This is a genomic window from Burkholderia sp. AU33803 (assembly GCF_002223095.1).
In the GTDB taxonomy this organism is placed as follows: domain Bacteria; phylum Pseudomonadota; class Gammaproteobacteria; order Burkholderiales; family Burkholderiaceae; genus Burkholderia.
Genome location: NZ_NKFJ01000005.1, coordinates 877,109 through 892,557 on the forward strand (window position 1 = coordinate 877,109; position 15,449 = coordinate 892,557).

Here is a 15,449-nt window from a genome sequence, read left to right on the forward strand (position 1 = left end):
GCGCCGCCGCCCGCGCCGCTTTGCGTGCGCGCACGCCAATTTGACTGGGACGACCATGTTTTCCGCTCTCCTGCACCCCCGCCTCGCGGACTGCCGCAGGCTCTACCTGCGCGACTACGAAGTGCACATCAACATCGGTGCCTTCGAACACGAGAAGCGCGGCGAGCAGCGCGTCGTCATCAATGTCGACCTGTTCGTGCCGCTCGCGCTGTCCACCCCCGTCGACGACCGGCTGCATGAAATCGTCGACTACGATCTGATGAAGCAGAGCGTCACGCAATGCCTGGCGCGCGGCCACATCCACCTGCAGGAAACGCTGTGCGACGCGATCGCCGCGCGCCTGCTGGCGCACGATGCCGTGCGCGCGGTACGCGTCCGTACCGAGAAACCGGACGCTTATCCGGACTGCGACGCCGTCGGCGTCGAAGTCTTTCGCATCAAGGACGAGGAGCGCGCATGAACGCCCCCCACATGAATGACACGGCGGCCGATGCCGCCACCCTCGACACGCCCGCCGCCTCGGCCGGCCGCCCGGCGCTGACGCGCCGCGAACAGAAGGACGCGTACGAGAACAACAAGCTGTTCAAGCGGATCGTGCGCCAGGTAGGCCAGGCGATCGGCGACTTCAACATGATCGAGCAAGGCGACAAGGTGATGGTGTGCCTGTCGGGCGGCAAGGACAGCTATGCGATGCTCGACGTGCTGCTGCGCCTGCGCGAGCGCGCGCCGATCGATTTCGACATCGTCGCGGTGAACCTCGACCAGAAGCAGCCGGGCTTCCCGGAGCACGTGCTGCCGGAATACCTGAAACAGGTCGGCGTGCCGTTCCACATCGAGAACCAGGACACCTACAGCATCGTCAAGCGCCTCGTGCCCGAAGGCAAGACGACCTGCTCGCTGTGCTCGCGGCTGCGCCGCGGGATCCTGTACCGCGTGGCCGGCGAGCTCGGCGCGACCAAGATCGCGCTCGGCCACCACCGCGACGACATCGTGCAGACGCTGCTGCTCAACATGTTCTACGGCGGCAAGCTGAAGGGGATGCCGCCGAAGCTTCAGTCGGACGACGGCAAGAACATCGTGATCCGCCCGCTCGCGTACGTGAAGGAAACCGATCTGGAGAAGTATGCGGAACTGCGCGAATTCCCGATCATCCCGTGCAACCTGTGCGGCAGCCAGCCGAACCTGAAGCGCGCGGAAATGAAGGCGCTGATCCGCGAATGGGACAAGCGCTTCCCGGGCCGCGTCGAGAACATGTTCAACGCGCTCGCGAAGGTCGTGCCGTCGCACCTGATGGACACGACGCTGTACCCGTTCCAGTCGCTGCGCGCGACGGGCGAGGCCGATCCGCAGGGCGACATCGCGTTCGACGAGGAACCGTGCGCGTCGGGCGACGACAGCGCGGCGCCGGGCGGCGCCCAACCGATCTCGATCGTCCAGTTCGACGACCTGTAAGCAGGGCCGGAACACCCGCCGGAACGGGGCCGCAAGGCCGCTTTCCGGCGCTGTCGCCCCGCCGCGACAGGCCCGGAGCGACAGGGGCCGCATGCTAAAATGGACGGCTTCGAACTCTGACCCAAGCGCGCGCCATGAATATCGTGATTTTGGCGGCAGGCACCGGCAAGCGCATGCGTTCCGCGCTGCCGAAAGTGCTTCACCCCCTGGCCGGCAGGCCGCTCCTCTCCCACGTCATCGACACCGCGCGCACGCTGCAGCCGTCCCGGCTCGTCGTCGTCGTCGGTCATGGCGCCGAGCAGGTCCAGGCCGCCGTCGCCGCGCCCGACGTCCAGTTCGCGGTGCAGGCCGAACAGCTCGGCACCGGCCACGCGGTGCGCCAGGCGCTGCCGCTCCTCGATCCCGCGCAACCGACGCTCGTGCTGTACGGCGACGTGCCGCTCACGCGCGCGTCGACCCTGCAGCGCCTCGTCGACGCCGCGCGCGAAGGCCGCTACGGGATTCTGACGGTCACGCTCGACAATCCGACCGGCTACGGCCGCATCGTGCGCGACGCGGCCGGCTTCGTCACGCGCATCGTCGAACAGAAGGACGCGTCGCCCGAACAGCTGAAGATCGCCGAGATCAACACCGGCATCATCGTCACGCCCACGGCCCAGCTGTCGATGTGGCTCGGCGCGCTGAAGAACGAGAACGCGCAGGGCGAGTACTACCTGACGGACGTCGTCGAACTCGCGATCGAGGCCGGTTTCGAGGTCGTCACCGCGCAGCCCGACGAGGAATGGGAAACGCTCGGCGTGAACAGCAAGGCGCAACTCGCCGAGCTCGAACGCATCCACCAGCGCACCATCGCCGATGCGCTGCTCGTCGCGGGCGTCACGCTCGCCGATCCGGCGCGTATCGACGTGCGCGGCACGCTGCGCTGCGGCCGCGACGTGTCGATCGACGTGAACTGCGTGTTCGAAGGCAACGTGACGCTCGCGGACAACGTGACGATCGGCGCGAACTGCGTGATCCGCAATGCGTCGGTCGGCGCGGGCACGCGCATCGACGCATTCACGCACATCGACGGCGCCGAGCTCGGCGCGCACACCGTGATCGGCCCGTACGCGCGGCTGCGCCCCGGCGCGCAACTCGCGGACGAGGCGCACGTCGGCAACTTCGTCGAGGTGAAGAACGCGGTGATCGGCCACGGCTCGAAGGCGAACCACCTCACGTACATCGGCGACGCCGACATCGGCGCGCGCGTGAACATCGGCGCGGGCACGATCACCTGCAACTACGACGGCGCGAACAAGTTCCGCACCGTGATCGAGGACGACGTGTTCGTCGGCTCCGATACGCAGCTCGTCGCACCCGTGCGTGTCGGCCGCGGCGTGACGATCGCCGCCGGCACGACGATCTGGAAGGACGTGGCCGACGGCCTGCTCGCGTTGAACGAGAAGACCCAGACCGCGAAGAGCGGCTACGTCCGCCCGGTCAAGAAGAAAAGTTAACATCACGCGGGTGCCGTACGGCGCCCGCTTCCCTATGGAAGGTAGATTTCATGTGCGGCATTGTCGGCGCAGTTGCGCAGCGTAATATCGTTCCGGTGCTGATCGAAGGTTTGCGGCGCCTCGAATACCGTGGCTACGACTCGTGCGGCGTCGCCGTGCTCGAGCCGGACGCACCGAAGCGCGCGCGCAGCGTCGCACGCGTCGCCGATCTCGACGCGCAGGTGCGCGAGTCAAACCTCGAAGGCACCACCGGCGTCGCGCACACCCGCTGGGCGACGCATGGCGCGCCCGTCACGCACAACGCGCACCCGATCTTCTCGTCGAACGCGCTCGCGCTCGTCCACAACGGCATCATCGAGAACTTCGAATCGCTGCGCGAAGCGCTGCGCGCGAAGGGCTACGAATTCGTGTCGCAGACCGACACCGAAGTCATCGCCCACCTCGTGCACAGCCTGTATCGCGGCAACCTGTTCGACGCGGTGCGTGAAGCGGTGGGCCAGCTGCACGGCGCGTATGCGATCGCCGTGATCCACAAGGACCAGCCGCACACCGTCGTCGGCGCACGCCAGGGTTCGCCGCTCGTGGTCGGCCACGGCGACGGCGAGAACTTCCTCGCGTCCGACGCGCTCGCGCTCGCGGGCAGCACCGACCACTTCACGTTCCTCGAGGAAGGCGACGTGTGTGAGCTGTCGCTCGACGGCGTGAAGATCGTCGACCGCAACGGCGCCACCGCGCAGCGCGAGATCCGCGTGGTCAGCGCGTACGGCGGCGCGGTCGAACTCGGGCCGTATCGCCACTTCATGCAGAAGGAAATCTTCGAGCAGCCGCGCGCGATCAGCGATACCGTGCCGCAGGCGGACGCGTTCGACGCGACGCTGTTCGGCGACGCCGCGCCCGCCGCGTTCGCTGGCATCGACAGCCTGCTGATCCTCGCGTGCGGCACGAGCTACTACTCGGGCCTCACCGCGAAGTACTGGCTCGAATCGATTGCGAAGATTCCGACCCAGGTCGAGATCGCGAGCGAATACCGCTACCGCGAATCGGTGCCGAACCCGCGCCAGCTCGTGCTGGTGATCTCGCAATCGGGCGAGACGGCCGACACGCTCGCCGCGCTCAAGCACGCGCAGTCGCTCGGCCATACGCATACGCTCGCCGTCTGCAACGTCGCGACGAGCGCGATGGTGCGCCTCACCGAAATGCAGTTCCTGACGCACGCGGGCACCGAGATCGGCGTCGCGTCGACGAAGGCGTTCACGACGCAGCTCGTCGCGCTGTTCGTGCTGGCGGCCACGCTCGGCAAGCTGCGCGGGCACGTCGATGCCGCGCAGGAAGCCGAATTCCTGAAGCAGCTGCGCCACCTGCCGGCCGCGCTGAACAGCGTGCTCGCGCTGGAGCCGCAGATCATCGCGTGGTCGGAGGAATTCGCGCGCAAGGAAAACGCGCTGTTCCTCGGCCGCGGGCTGCACTACCCGATCGCGCTCGAAGGCGCGTTGAAGCTGAAGGAAATCTCGTACATCCACGCCGAGGCCTATCCGGCCGGCGAACTGAAGCACGGGCCGCTCGCGCTCGTCACGGAAGCGATGCCGGTCGTCACGGTCGCGCCCAACGACACGCTGCTCGAGAAGCTGAAGTCGAACATGCAGGAAGTGCGTGCGCGCGGCGGCGAGCTGTACGTGTTCGCCGATGCCGATACGCAGATCGTCAACGACGACGGCCTGCACGTGATCCGGATGCCGGAGCACTACGGGCAACTGTCGCCGATCCTGCACGTCGTGCCGCTGCAATTGCTCGCGTATCACACCGCGTGCGCGCGCGGCACCGACGTCGACAAGCCGCGGAACCTCGCGAAGTCGGTGACGGTGGAGTAAGGCAGGGCACCGGTCGGCGCACCAGCAACGTGTGCGCCGCCGAGACAGACGGAGAGACAATGGTAAGACTGATTGGATGCGGTGTACTGGCGCTGACGTTCGCGTCGACGGGCTGGGCCGCCGAGCATTACGTCGAGGTCTGGAACCCGCCCGAAGCACGGAAGCCGGCAGCCCACGCGCCGGAAGTCCGTACCCCGGATGCCCGTACCGCGGCCACGCACACGGGCGCCGACGCACGCGCCGGCAAGAGCGCGGAGAAGCACGCGAACGCCACCCCGAAAGCCGCGGCGAAACCGCACAAGCGCCGCGTCGCGCAGGCCGTGAAAACCGATTCGCACCGTCCGCCCGCGGCCGGGACGCCGGCCGCTCCGCGCCCCGTTGCGCAGCCCGCACCGGGACGCCTGACAGTGATGCAGCCGGCTGCGCCCGATGCGCCGCACGCACTGAATTACTCCAACATCCCGCGTCAATACACGCCGGACGGCAACGTGCTGCAGGTCGGCACGCACGGCCGCTCCGCGGAGGTAGCTCGATAATGGAAGCGCAAACCTATCACGGCTACCAGATCTGGGGGCACGCGATCCTGCAGCAGGACGAGATCCTGCAACCCGAGCGCTTCGCGGCGAGCGGCACGATCACGCAGAACAACAAGCTGGTCGAGGCATCCGGCGTGCTCGGCGTGTTCGACACCGAGGACGACGCGCGGGACGCGGGGCTCGAATGGGCTCGCGCCTGGATCGACAGCCACCGCTGAGCAAGGGCGGCGTGCGCCACCCGCACGCGGCTGTGGAGGCCGCGCACGGGCCGGCCGCGAACCGCACATGAAAAAAGGGGCGTCCGTGATGAACGCCCCTTTTTTATTCGCACCTGGACAACTCAGGCCACCGGCCTTGGCGGCCGCATGGCCGCCTGCGGCCGGCCGACGAGCCGTGCCAGCCCGACGATGGTGGCCAGTGTCGCAAGGTACGCGACGATCTGGATGCCCGCCGGTCGCGCGGTATAGCCGATCAGCGTATGCAGCGCCTTGCCGACGATGCTGGTTTCCTTGAGCAGCCACGACGTATCCCAGATCACGTCGCCCCACGACGGCACGAGGCCCGCCGCGAGCAGGAAGCCGACGCACTGGCTCGCCATCCCCGCCGCGAGCAGCACGATCAGCCAGTTGGTGACGGAGAACAGGCGCTTCAGCGGAATCTGCAGCAGGCCCGCATACATCCCGTAGCCGAGCCCGGCGCCGCCCAGCACGCCGAGCAGGCCGCCGACGATCATCTGCGGCGTCTGCCCCGGATCGCCCGCCGCGATGCCGTACAGGAACAGCACGGCCTCGGAGCCTTCGCGCAGCACGGCAACGCCGACCACGATCGCCAGCCCCGTCAGCGGCTTGCTGCCGGCCGCGACGGCACGTCCGACCTCGGTCATCTGCATCGCCATCTCGCGGCCGTGCCGGCTCATCCAGATGCTGTGCCACGCGAGCATCAGCGTCGCGACGAACATCACGCCCGCGTTGAACACCTCCTGCCCCATGCCGGACGCCCACTGCGAAATCACGTCGGCGAACGCGGCAATCAGACCCGCGCCGATCACGCCGCCCACCAGCCCGCCGCCGACCCACCAGCCGCGCCGCGGCACGCCCTTGGTGGCGGCCATCACGATCGACACCACCAGCGCGGCCTCGAGCACTTCACGAAAGACGATCAGGGCAGTAGACAACATGGCGATATCGGCTTATTTGACGGTCAGGTGCGTCTTCGACTGCGCTTCGTGATACTCGTCGTGGAATTCGTACGTGCCAGCCTTCAGCGGCCCGACCATGATTTCCACCGACTTGCCGGCCGGGATGACCTTCTCCGCCTTGAAGTCGTCGCTCTCGAATTCTGCGGGCGTCGCGTCGAGGTTCTTCACGACGAACTTCACCTTCTTGCCGGCCGGGATCGTCACGCCATCGGGCGAAAACTTGTGGTCCTTCAGGGTCAGGTTGACGACATCGTCGGCCGCGAATGCGGACGTGGCCGATGCGCCCAGCAGGGCCAGCGCGAAGCCGAAAGCAAAACGGTTCATGACAGTAACGAATTGAAATATCGAAGGGAACCGATACTAAGATCGATTCGCATTTTCAACTCGCGTACCCTTACTGGCAACATGGTGATCACGCTTCACGGATCGTCGTCGCGCGTTGCCCGGCAAGGCATCCGCCCCGTGTGCGCCAGCACGCTTCGCCGTCAATCGGGATAAATTCGGAATGACGTCAAAGGCACGCTCGCGATTCATCAGACTTCATGTTTACAACCGTCTGACGCTGCAGCGAGGCCGCGACACGGATTTCCGGCAACACGCGTACGCTTGACCTTCCCACCGTGGCAAGCTTCATGCTGTCGATGCTTGTCAATCGTCAACTCAGGAGAACACGATGGAATTCGAAGTCCAGGACATGACCTGCGGCGGCTGCGCCAACGCCATCACGCGCGCGGTGACGGCCGCCGATCCCGCCGCGAAGCTCGACATCGACGTCGCGGCGAAGCTCGTCAAGGTCGAATCGGCGCAAGGCGCCGAGCGCGTGCAGTCGATCATCGAAGCCGCCGGCTTCCACCCCGCGCTGCGCGCCGCATAACGCCCGCGCGCCGCGACCCGCGGGCACACCGCCAACCGGCGCCGCGCCCGCGCCCGATTGCGCGTCAGCGCAGCCGGATCAGCGTCGACTTCAGCTCGGTGTATTTCTCGAGCGCATGCAGCGACTTGTCACGGCCGTTGCCCGACTGCTTGTAGCCGCCGAACGGGAAGTTCATGTCGCCGCCCTCGTCGTAGCAGTTCACCCAGACGGTGCCCGCACGCAGCCGGCGCGACACGTCGTGCGCGGTCGTCAGGTTCGACGTCCACACGGCCGCCGCCAGCCCGTATTCGGTGTCGTTCGCGATCCGCACCGCTTCGTCGACATCGTCGAACACGATCACCGACAGCACGGGCCCGAAGATCTCCTCGCGCGCGATCTTCGCATCCGGCTTCACCTCGAACACCGTCGGCTCCACGTAGAAACCGCCCGTTTCCTCCTTCACGCGCGCACCGCCCGTGACGAGCCTGCCTTCGCTGCGCCCGGCCTCGATATAGCCGAGCACGCGCTCGAGCTGGATGCCGTCGACGATCGCGCCCATCGACACCGCGGGATCGAGCGGATTGCCGGGCACGTACGCGCGTGCGGCCGCGACGAGCTTCTCGATGAACGCGTCCTTGATGTCGCGATGCACGAGGAGGCGCGAGCCTGCCGTGCACATCTCGCCCATGTTGTAGAAGATCGCACCGGCAGCCGCCTGTGCCGCGCGGTCGAGATCGGGACAATCGGGCAGCACGATGTTCGGCGACTTGCCGCCGAGCTCGAGCCACGCACGCTTCAGGTTCGACTGCGCGGCGTACTGCATGATCAGCTTGCCGACCGCCGTCGAGCCCGTGAATGCGATGCAGTCGACGTCGCGATGCAGCGCGAGCAGCTTGCCCGGCTCGCCCGCGCCCGGCACGACGTTGAACACGCCGGCGGGAATGCCGGCCTCATACGCGAGTTGCGCGACGCGGATCGCGGTCAGCGGCGATTTCTCCGACGGTTTCAGCACCACGCTGTTGCCGGCCGCGAGCGCCGGGCCGAATTTCCACGCGGCCATCAGGATCGGGAAGTTCCATGGCACGACGGCGGCCACCACGCCGACCGGCTCACGCGTGACGAGACCGACGAGATGATGATCGGCCGGCGCGACTTCGCCGCCCACCTTGTCGATCGCTTCTGCAAACCATTCGACGCAGTACGCGGCGCCCGGCACGTCGACCGTCGTCGTGTCGCCGATCGGCTTGCCGGCGTCGAGCGTTTCGAGCAGCGACAGCTCGTCGAGATGCTCGCGCATCAGCGCGGCCCAGCGCAGCAGCACGGCCTTGCGTGCACGCGGATTCAGCCCGGCCCATACGCCCGCGTCGAACGCGCGGCGCGCGGCGGCCACAGCCGCGTTCACGTCGGCTTCGCCGCAATCGGCGACCTTCGCGAGCACGCGGCCGTCGATCGGGCTCACGCAGTCGAACGTCTTGCCGCCGTGCGCGTCGCGCGACGCGCCGTCGATGAATGCGCGCCCTTCGATCTTGAGCGACGCCGCCTTGTCCTGCCAGTCAGCCAAAGTCAACTTGTTCATCAGGATGCCTCAGTTTTTGGGCATTCGCGATGCGGCACGCCGCTGCGCATGACGCGCAGCCGGCCGGCAGCGAATGCAGTGACGCGCGGGGAAAGGTCAGAAGGTCGCCGGCGAATTGGCAGAGACGACCTCGCAGATCAGGTCCGCGCTGGGATTGCGAAAACGGTGCGGCAAACGGCTCTCGAAGTAGTAGCCGTCTCCGGGGTCGAGCAGCCATGTCGCGCCGTCGACGGTCAGCTCGAGCCGGCCCGACACGACGACCCCGCCCTCGTGCCCCGCGTGCACGAGCATCTCGGGCCCCGTGTCGGCCTGCGGCTGATAGATCTCGCGCAGGATGCACATGTTGCGATCCTTCATGCTCGCGCCGACCAGATGAAACGCGAGCGTGTCGTTGCCGAGGTTGGGCATCTCGTCGCGACGCGACACGACCGAGCGCGATTCGATCAGCTCGAACGTGAAGAACTCCGCGAGACTCATCGGGATGCATTCGAGCAGCTTCTTCAACGAACCGACCGACGGGCTCACGCGGCCCTGTTCGATCAGCGAGATCGTGCCGTTGGTCACGCCGGCCCGCTTCGCGAGTTCGCGCTGCGACAGGCCATGCTTGTTGCGCACGAAACGCAGGCGCTCGGCGACTTCGGTGGACATCGATTCGGTTTCGGACACGATAAGTGCGATGACAAAGTGAAACGACGCGGTGGACAGCCGTTGAATATTCTAATCACTTTATGCCGCACATCAGCGGGGAAAACCCTGAAAGGCGTTCGAAATAATGAACACCGCGCCGGTTATTCCTTTTACGAATCTTTTGTTCGCACTGCTCGGGAAAGCCCTGATGCAACACCGTTAAAAAACATTTGACGCCGTTTTTGGCTCGTATATGCTGGCTCTCAGGTTAGCGTCATCAAGCATTCATCGGCAGCAAAAAACGTTATTGCAACGCAAAAATTGATGCCCATCAATGTAAATAACGCGTAACCGGCGCCTTGATTATTTTAAACGCCCAGCGCGTCGAAACGGTCAGGTGTTCAATACTTTCAACAACCCAGTCGAGTGTAATCGTGAGAGTCCGTGGCCCTCTGGTGAGGTGGGATCGAGGCGATGTGCGAAGTTTGCGCAGCGCGGCGTCCGCTTCCGACGACGGCAGTTGCGGCTGGCATAGTCCTCGCCTGCTTCACCTGTCGATCTACACCATCCTGTCCCGTCGTTCCGTTCGGCGTCACAACGCCGTTTCCGCACGCGCATTCGTCGCCGTCGACACCGACGAAGTGGCGTCGCTGCTGCCGTAGCGCCTCTCCTTTCTTTACGTCGTTCGTTTCGTCTGCTGATTCGCCAACCGCATCGTCCGTGCGGTGACGGAACGCGTTCGCGCATGCGTTGCCGCGTCGCGTGTCGCAATGAAACGAACGACGGCCTGATCGTCGCGCGCAGCGCGGATCGCCACGCCATCCCGTTGCGCCCATTCACCAGCGGCCTTGCCTCTTGCGCAAGGCTGCGGGGCCGTTGCACGCCGGCGTTTCGCCACATCCGGCAAGCAAGACGCAACGACCCTCCGGATAACTGATTGACGTCATGGATAGAAGGAAACCTCTCGTCGGCATCACCGCCGACCACACGCAAATCGGCGCACACGCGTCGCATACGGTCGGCGACAAATACGTCGCCGCGATCGTCGACGGCGCGCAAGCGTTCGCGATGGTGCTGCCCGCGCTCGGCGAGCGCCAGTCGGTCGACGACGTACTCGACACGGTCGACGGCCTGCTGTTTACCGGCAGCTACTCGAACGTCGAGCCGCATCGGTACGGCGGCGAACCGAGCGCGCCGGGCACGAAGCACGACCCGGCCCGCGACGCGACCACGCTGCCGCTGCTGCGCGCGGCGATTGCCGCGGGCGTGCCCGTGCTGGCCGTCTGCCGCGGCTTCCAGGAGCTGAACGTCGTCTGCGGCGGCACGCTGCACCAGCGCGTGCACGAAGTGCCGGGCCTCGCCGATCACCGCGAGGACGACGACGCGCCGATGGACACGCAGTACGGCCCCGCGCACGTCGTGCGCCTGACGCCCGGCGGCACGCTGCACGCACTCGCCGGCGGCCGCGACGAAGTGCACGTGAACTCGCTGCACAAGCAGGGCATCGCCCAGCTCGGCTCCGGCCTCGCCGTCGAAGCCGTCGCGCCGGACGGGCTGATCGAAGCCGTGAGCGTCGTCGATGCACCGGCTTTCGCCCTCGCCGTGCAGTGGCATCCGGAATGGCGCCATGCGCAGGATCCGCTGTCGAGCGCGATCTTCCGCGCCTTCGGCGATGCCTGCCGCGCCCGCCGCGCTGCCCGCACGCGTGCCACGGCCGCCGCGCTCGCCTGAGCGCCGACCCAACCAACGAGAACAGACATGCAAGACATCGAAGATTTTCTGAAGCAGCACCGGATTACCGAAGTCGAAGCGATCATCCCCGACATGGCCGGCATCGCGCGCGGCAAGATCACGCCGCGCAACAAGTTCACGTCCGGCGAATCGATGCGCCTGCCGCAAGCCGTGATGGTGCAGACCGTCACCGGCGAATATCCGGAAGACGGCTCGCTGACCGGCGTGACCGACCCCGACATGGTGTGCGTGCCCGACACGTCGACGATCCGCCTGATTCCGTGGGCCGTCGACCCGACCGCGCAGGTGATCCACGACTGCGTGCACTTCGACGGCTCGCCGGTCGAGATCTCGCCGCGCTACGTGCTGCGCCGCGTGCTCGACCTGTACAAGGCGAAGGGCTGGAAGCCCGTCGTCGCGCCGGAACTCGAGTTCTACCTGGTCGACATGAACAAGGACCCCGACCTGCCGCTGCGCCCGCCGGTCGGCCGCACGGGTCGCCCCGAAACGGGCCGCCAGTCGTATTCGATCGAGGCCGTCAACGAGTTCGACCCGCTGTTCGAGGACATCTACGAGTACTGCGAAGCGCAGAACCTCGACATCGACACGCTGATCCACGAAGTCGGCGCCGCGCAGATGGAGATCAACTTCATGCACGGCGACGCGCTGTCGCTGGCCGACCAGGTGTTCCTGTTCAAGCGCACGGTGCGCGAGGCCGCGCTGCGTCACAACATGTACGCGACGTTCATGGCCAAGCCGATGGAAGACGAGCCCGGTTCGGCGATGCACGTGCACCAGAGCATCGTCGACGAGGAAACCGGCCAGAACCTGTTCACGTCGCCGGAAACCGGCGGCGCGACGTCGATGTTCTACAACTACCTCGCGGGGCTGCAGAAATACACGCCGGCGCTGATGCCGATCTTCGCGCCGTACATCAACTCGTATCGCCGCCTGTCGCGCTTCATGGCCGCGCCGATCAACGTGCAGTGGGGCTACGACAACCGCACGGTCGGCTTCCGCATCCCGCACTCGGGCCCATCGGCACGCCGTATCGAGAACCGCATCCCGGGCGTCGACTGCAACCCGTACCTCGCGCTCGCCGCGACGCTCGCGGCCGGCTATCTCGGCATGACGCAGCGCCTGGAGCCGACCGAGCCGCTCGTCAGCGACGGCTACGAGCTGCCGTACCAGCTGCCGCGCAACCTCGAGGAAGGGCTGACGCTGATGGCCGCCTGCGAGCCGCTCGGCGAGATCCTCGGCCACAAGTTCCTGAAGGCGTATTTCGCGCTGAAGGAAACCGAATACGAAGCGTTCTTCCGCGTGATCAGCTCGTGGGAACGCCGCCATCTGCTGCTGCACGTCTGAGCGTGCACCCGACCGAACCCGGAATCACGGAGGAAACATGACGTATCGCAACGAATCAGCCTGGGTCCAGCCGGCCGCACCGAGCGCCACGGCCGCCGCACCGCGCGCGACGCAGGCGCGCACGACCGCAGAATACCGCGCGCTCGACGCCGCGCACCACATCCACCCGTTCTCGGACATGGGCGCGCTGAACCGCGCGGGCAGCCGCGTGATCGTGAAGGCCGACGGCGTCTACCTGTGGGACTCGGACGGCAACAAGGTGATCGACGGGATGGCCGGCCTCTGGTGCGTAAACGTCGGCTACGGCCGCAAGGAACTCGCCGACGCCGCGTATCGCCAGATCCAGGAACTGCCGTTCTACAACACGTTCTTCAAGACCACGCACCCGCCGGTGATCGAACTCTCCGCGATGCTCGCGGAAGTCACGCCTGCCGGTTTCAACCACTTCTTCTATTGCAACAGCGGCTCGGAAGGCAACGACACCGTGCTGCGCCTCGTGCACCAGTACTGGCGCGTGCAGGGCCAGCCGCAGAAGAAGTACGTGATCTCGCGCAAGAACGGCTATCACGGTTCGACGATCGCCGGCGGCACACTCGGCGGGATGGGCTACATGCACGAGCAGATGCCGTCGAAGGTCGAGCACATCGTGCACATCGACCAGCCGTATTTCTTCGGCGAGGCAGCGGCCGGCGAAACGCCGGAAGCGTTCGGCCTGGCGCGTGCGCAGCAGCTCGAAGCGAAGATCCTCGAACTCGGCGCGGAGAACGTCGCCGCGTTCATCGGCGAGCCGTTCCAGGGCGCGGGCGGCGTGATCTTCCCGCCGTCGACGTACTGGCCGGAAATCCAGCGGATCTGCCGCAAGTACGACATCCTGCTGGTGGCCGACGAAGTGATCGGCGGCTTCGGCCGCACCGGCGAATGGTTCGCCCACCAGCACTTCGGTTTCGAACCCGATCTCATCACGATGGCCAAGGGCCTCACGTCGGGCTACGTGCCGATGGGAGCGGTCGGCATTCACGAGCGCGTGGCGCGGCCGATCATCGACAACGGCGAATTCAACCACGGCCTCACGTACTCGGGCCACCCGGTCGCGGCGGCCGTCGCGGTCGCGAACCTGAAGCTGCTGCGCGACGAAGGGATCGTCGAGCGCGTGAAGAACGACACGGGCCCGTACTTCCAGGCGCTGATGCGCGAAACCTTCGCGCGTCACCCGATCGTCGGCGAAGTGCATGGCCACGGCCTCGTCGCGAGCCTGCAGCTCGCCGAAGCGCCGGCCGAACGCCGCCGCTTCGCGAACGGCGGCGACGTCGGCACGATCTGCCGCGACTTCTGCTTCAACGGCAACCTGATCATGCGCGCGACCGGCGACCGGATGCTGCTGTCGCCGCCGCTCGTGATCTCGCGTCCGGAAATCGATGAACTCGTATCGAAGGCGAAAAAAGCAGTCGATGCAACCGCCCAGCAACTGGGTATTTCGTAACGGTTTTTGCCTACAGGCGTGCGGCGGGCGCCGCACGCCGCCATAACCAGGGGAATTCCACCATGCGTGCCTGCTTTCTTCGCCAAGCCTGTTCCGTTGCCGCCCTTGCCGCCGCGGCCGCGTTCACGTCGGTCGCCAGCCCGACGGCACACGCGGCCGACGAGCTGAACGTCTACAACTGGTCCGACTACATCGCACCCGACACGATCCCGAACTTCCAGAAGCAGACGGGTATCCACGTCAAGTACGACAACTACGACAGCGACGACACGCTTCAGGCGAAGCTGCTGGCCGGCAGTTCGGGCTACGACATCGTCGTGCCGACGTCGAACTACATGGCCAAGCAGATCCAGGCCGGCGTGTACCAGAAGCTCGACAAGTCGAAGCTGCCGAACCTCGCGAACCTCGACCCGCTGCTGATGAAGATGATCTCGGACGCCGATCCGGGCAACCAGTACGGTGTGCCCTGGGCCTACGGCACGGACGGCATCGGCTACAACGTGCAGGCGGTGAAGAAGGCGCTCGGCGACAAGGCGCCGGTCGACAGCTGGGCACTGGTGTTCGACCCGGCCAACATGGAAAAGCTGAAGGGCTGCGGCGTGTCGTTCCTCGACCAGGCCGTCGACGTGTTTGCCGCCACGCTGCAATACATGGGCAAGGACCCGAACAGCAAGAATCCCGGCGACTACCAGGCTGCGTTCGAAGTCCTGAAGAAAGTCCGCCCGTACATCACCCAGTTCAACTCGTCCGGCTACATCAACGACCTCGCGAACAACGACGTGTGCGTCGCGCTCGGCTGGTCGGGCGACGTCGGCATCGCGCACCGCCGCTCGTCGGAAGCGAAGCGTTCGTACGACATCAAGTTCTCGAACCCGAAGGAAGGCGGCCTGCTGTGGTTCGACGTGATGGTGATCCCGAAGGATGCGCCGCACCCCGAAGCCGCACTGAAGTGGATCAACTACGTGTCCGATCCGAAGGTCAACGCGGCGATCACCAACACGGTGTTCTACCCGACCGCGAACAAGGCTGCGCACCAGTTCGTCACGCCGGCCGTCGCGCAGGACCCGACCGTCTACCCGCCTGAAGACGTGCTGAAGAAGATGGTGCTGATGAAGCCGATGCCGGCCGACATCCTGCGCCTCGAGAACCGTCTGTGGGCCCAATTGAAGACCGGCCACTGATCGACCTGAATGCCGGCGGCGCAGGCGGCGCTTCTCGCCTGCCCGCCTGAGATCCGCGGACCTCCGTCCGCCCGCGCGCGCCGCGC

General features: G+C 66.2%; 16 protein-coding genes. 12 read left to right on the top strand and 4 right to left on the bottom strand.

Going from position 1 to position 15,449, the window contains the following annotated elements; all coding sequences use genetic code 11:
- Window positions 1–55: 55 nt before the first annotated feature.
- From CFB41_RS15885 to CFB41_RS15910, 6 genes are all read left to right on the top strand, one after another.
- The gene (locus tag CFB41_RS15885; RefSeq protein ID WP_089457048.1) at window positions 56–460 is read left to right on the top strand and encodes a dihydroneopterin aldolase; all 405 of its coding nucleotides are present in this window, start codon (window positions 56–58) and stop codon (window positions 458–460) included.
- The gene (gene ttcA, locus CFB41_RS15890; RefSeq protein ID WP_089457049.1) at window positions 457–1,452 is read left to right on the top strand and encodes a tRNA 2-thiocytidine(32) synthetase TtcA; all 996 of its coding nucleotides are present in this window, start codon (window positions 457–459) and stop codon (window positions 1,450–1,452) included. The genes CFB41_RS15885 and ttcA overlap by 4 nt, the downstream gene beginning before the upstream one ends.
- A gap of 134 nt (window positions 1,453–1,586) precedes the next feature.
- Window positions 1,587–2,948 (top strand): bifunctional UDP-N-acetylglucosamine diphosphorylase/glucosamine-1-phosphate N-acetyltransferase GlmU, encoded by a 1,362-nt coding sequence (gene glmU, locus CFB41_RS15895; RefSeq protein WP_089457050.1) that lies wholly within the window; start codon window positions 1,587–1,589, stop codon window positions 2,946–2,948.
- Window positions 2,949–2,998: 50 nt separating this feature from the next.
- Entirely contained in the window at window positions 2,999–4,816 is a 1,818-nt protein-coding gene (gene glmS / locus CFB41_RS15900) for a glutamine--fructose-6-phosphate transaminase (isomerizing) (protein ID WP_089457051.1), read from the top strand.
- A 59-nt stretch (window positions 4,817–4,875) separates the two neighbouring features.
- The gene (locus tag CFB41_RS15905; protein WP_089457052.1) at window positions 4,876–5,352 is read left to right on the top strand and encodes a hypothetical protein; all 477 of its coding nucleotides are present in this window, start codon (window positions 4,876–4,878) and stop codon (window positions 5,350–5,352) included.
- Complete coding sequence (locus tag CFB41_RS15910; RefSeq protein ID WP_011353435.1) at window positions 5,352–5,570, top strand: hypothetical protein; 219 nt, start codon at window positions 5,352–5,354, stop codon at window positions 5,568–5,570. The genes CFB41_RS15905 and CFB41_RS15910 overlap by 1 nt, the downstream gene beginning before the upstream one ends.
- A gap of 122 nt (window positions 5,571–5,692) precedes the next feature.
- Here the strand turns inward: CFB41_RS15910 and CFB41_RS15915 are convergent, their stop codons facing one another.
- Together CFB41_RS15915 and CFB41_RS15920 are read right to left on the bottom strand one after the other, a co-directional pair.
- Window positions 5,693–6,529 (bottom strand): FTR1 family protein, encoded by an 837-nt coding sequence (locus CFB41_RS15915; protein WP_089441186.1) that lies wholly within the window; start codon window positions 6,527–6,529, stop codon window positions 5,693–5,695.
- 12 nt (window positions 6,530–6,541) lie between these two features.
- Entirely contained in the window at window positions 6,542–6,874 is a 333-nt protein-coding gene (locus tag CFB41_RS15920; RefSeq protein ID WP_089441187.1) for a cupredoxin domain-containing protein, read from the bottom strand.
- A gap of 349 nt (window positions 6,875–7,223) precedes the next feature.
- Between CFB41_RS15920 and CFB41_RS15925 the strand changes: the two genes are divergently transcribed.
- Window positions 7,224–7,424, top strand: a complete 201-nt coding sequence (locus CFB41_RS15925) for a heavy-metal-associated domain-containing protein (RefSeq protein ID WP_089457053.1) — start codon at window positions 7,224–7,226, stop codon at window positions 7,422–7,424.
- A gap of 64 nt (window positions 7,425–7,488) precedes the next feature.
- On the opposite strand, the gene CFB41_RS15930 is transcribed toward CFB41_RS15925, so the two are convergent.
- Together CFB41_RS15930 and CFB41_RS15935 are read right to left on the bottom strand one after the other, a co-directional pair.
- A complete protein-coding gene (locus CFB41_RS15930) occupies window positions 7,489–8,979 on the bottom strand; it encodes an aldehyde dehydrogenase (protein ID WP_089457054.1) in 1,491 nt (496 codons plus the stop codon).
- Between the two features lie 96 nt (window positions 8,980–9,075).
- Window positions 9,076–9,627, bottom strand: coding sequence for a cupin domain-containing protein (locus tag CFB41_RS15935; protein ID WP_089441340.1), 552 nt, complete (start codon window positions 9,625–9,627; stop codon window positions 9,076–9,078).
- Between the two features lie 455 nt (window positions 9,628–10,082).
- Between CFB41_RS15935 and CFB41_RS38620 the strand changes: the two genes are divergently transcribed.
- The 5 genes from CFB41_RS38620 to CFB41_RS15960 all read left to right on the top strand — a co-directional run bounded on the left by CFB41_RS38620 (window position 10,083) and on the right by CFB41_RS15960 (window position 15,363).
- Window positions 10,083–10,268: a hypothetical protein gene (locus CFB41_RS38620; RefSeq protein ID WP_043184603.1), complete on the top strand. Its 186-nt coding sequence runs from the start codon at window positions 10,083–10,085 to the stop codon at window positions 10,266–10,268.
- A 283-nt stretch (window positions 10,269–10,551) separates the two neighbouring features.
- Window positions 10,552–11,337 (top strand): gamma-glutamyl-gamma-aminobutyrate hydrolase family protein, encoded by a 786-nt coding sequence (locus CFB41_RS15945; protein ID WP_089441190.1) that lies wholly within the window; start codon window positions 10,552–10,554, stop codon window positions 11,335–11,337.
- 27 nt (window positions 11,338–11,364) lie between these two features.
- A complete protein-coding gene (locus tag CFB41_RS15950) occupies window positions 11,365–12,702 on the top strand; it encodes a glutamine synthetase family protein (protein WP_089441191.1) in 1,338 nt (445 codons plus the stop codon).
- 37 nt (window positions 12,703–12,739) lie between these two features.
- Window positions 12,740–14,182 (top strand): aspartate aminotransferase family protein, encoded by a 1,443-nt coding sequence (locus CFB41_RS15955; protein WP_089457055.1) that lies wholly within the window; start codon window positions 12,740–12,742, stop codon window positions 14,180–14,182.
- A gap of 62 nt (window positions 14,183–14,244) precedes the next feature.
- Entirely contained in the window at window positions 14,245–15,363 is a 1,119-nt protein-coding gene (locus tag CFB41_RS15960; protein WP_089441193.1) for a polyamine ABC transporter substrate-binding protein, read from the top strand.
- The last annotated feature ends 86 nt before the right edge of the window (window positions 15,364–15,449 follow it).

Bases quoted from the DNA above. Each gene is read 5' to 3' on its own strand.
- ttcA (WP_089457049.1), top strand. From the start codon at position 457: ATGAACGCCCCCCACATGAATGACACGGCGGCCGATGCCGCCACCCTC.
- CFB41_RS15960 (WP_089441193.1), top strand. From the start codon at position 14,245: ATGCGTGCCTGCTTTCTTCGCCAAGCCTGTTCCGTTGCCGCCCTTGCC.
- CFB41_RS15935 (WP_089441340.1), bottom strand. From the start codon at position 9,627: ATGTCCACCGAAGTCGCCGAGCGCCTGCGTTTCGTGCGCAACAAGCAT.
- CFB41_RS15925 (WP_089457053.1), top strand. From the start codon at position 7,224: ATGGAATTCGAAGTCCAGGACATGACCTGCGGCGGCTGCGCCAACGCC.
- CFB41_RS15910 (WP_011353435.1), top strand. From the start codon at position 5,352: ATGGAAGCGCAAACCTATCACGGCTACCAGATCTGGGGGCACGCGATC.
- CFB41_RS15915 (WP_089441186.1), bottom strand. From the start codon at position 6,529: ATGTTGTCTACTGCCCTGATCGTCTTTCGTGAAGTGCTCGAGGCCGCG.
- CFB41_RS15955 (WP_089457055.1), top strand. From the start codon at position 12,740: ATGACGTATCGCAACGAATCAGCCTGGGTCCAGCCGGCCGCACCGAGC.
- CFB41_RS15905 (WP_089457052.1), top strand. From the start codon at position 4,876: ATGGTAAGACTGATTGGATGCGGTGTACTGGCGCTGACGTTCGCGTCG.
- CFB41_RS15885 (WP_089457048.1), top strand. From the start codon at position 56: ATGTTTTCCGCTCTCCTGCACCCCCGCCTCGCGGACTGCCGCAGGCTC.
- CFB41_RS15945 (WP_089441190.1), top strand. From the start codon at position 10,552: ATGGATAGAAGGAAACCTCTCGTCGGCATCACCGCCGACCACACGCAA.
- glmU (WP_089457050.1), top strand. From the start codon at position 1,587: ATGAATATCGTGATTTTGGCGGCAGGCACCGGCAAGCGCATGCGTTCC.
- CFB41_RS15930 (WP_089457054.1), bottom strand. From the start codon at position 8,979: ATGAACAAGTTGACTTTGGCTGACTGGCAGGACAAGGCGGCGTCGCTC.
- CFB41_RS15950 (WP_089441191.1), top strand. From the start codon at position 11,365: ATGCAAGACATCGAAGATTTTCTGAAGCAGCACCGGATTACCGAAGTC.
- CFB41_RS15920 (WP_089441187.1), bottom strand. From the start codon at position 6,874: ATGAACCGTTTTGCTTTCGGCTTCGCGCTGGCCCTGCTGGGCGCATCG.
- glmS (WP_089457051.1), top strand. From the start codon at position 2,999: ATGTGCGGCATTGTCGGCGCAGTTGCGCAGCGTAATATCGTTCCGGTG.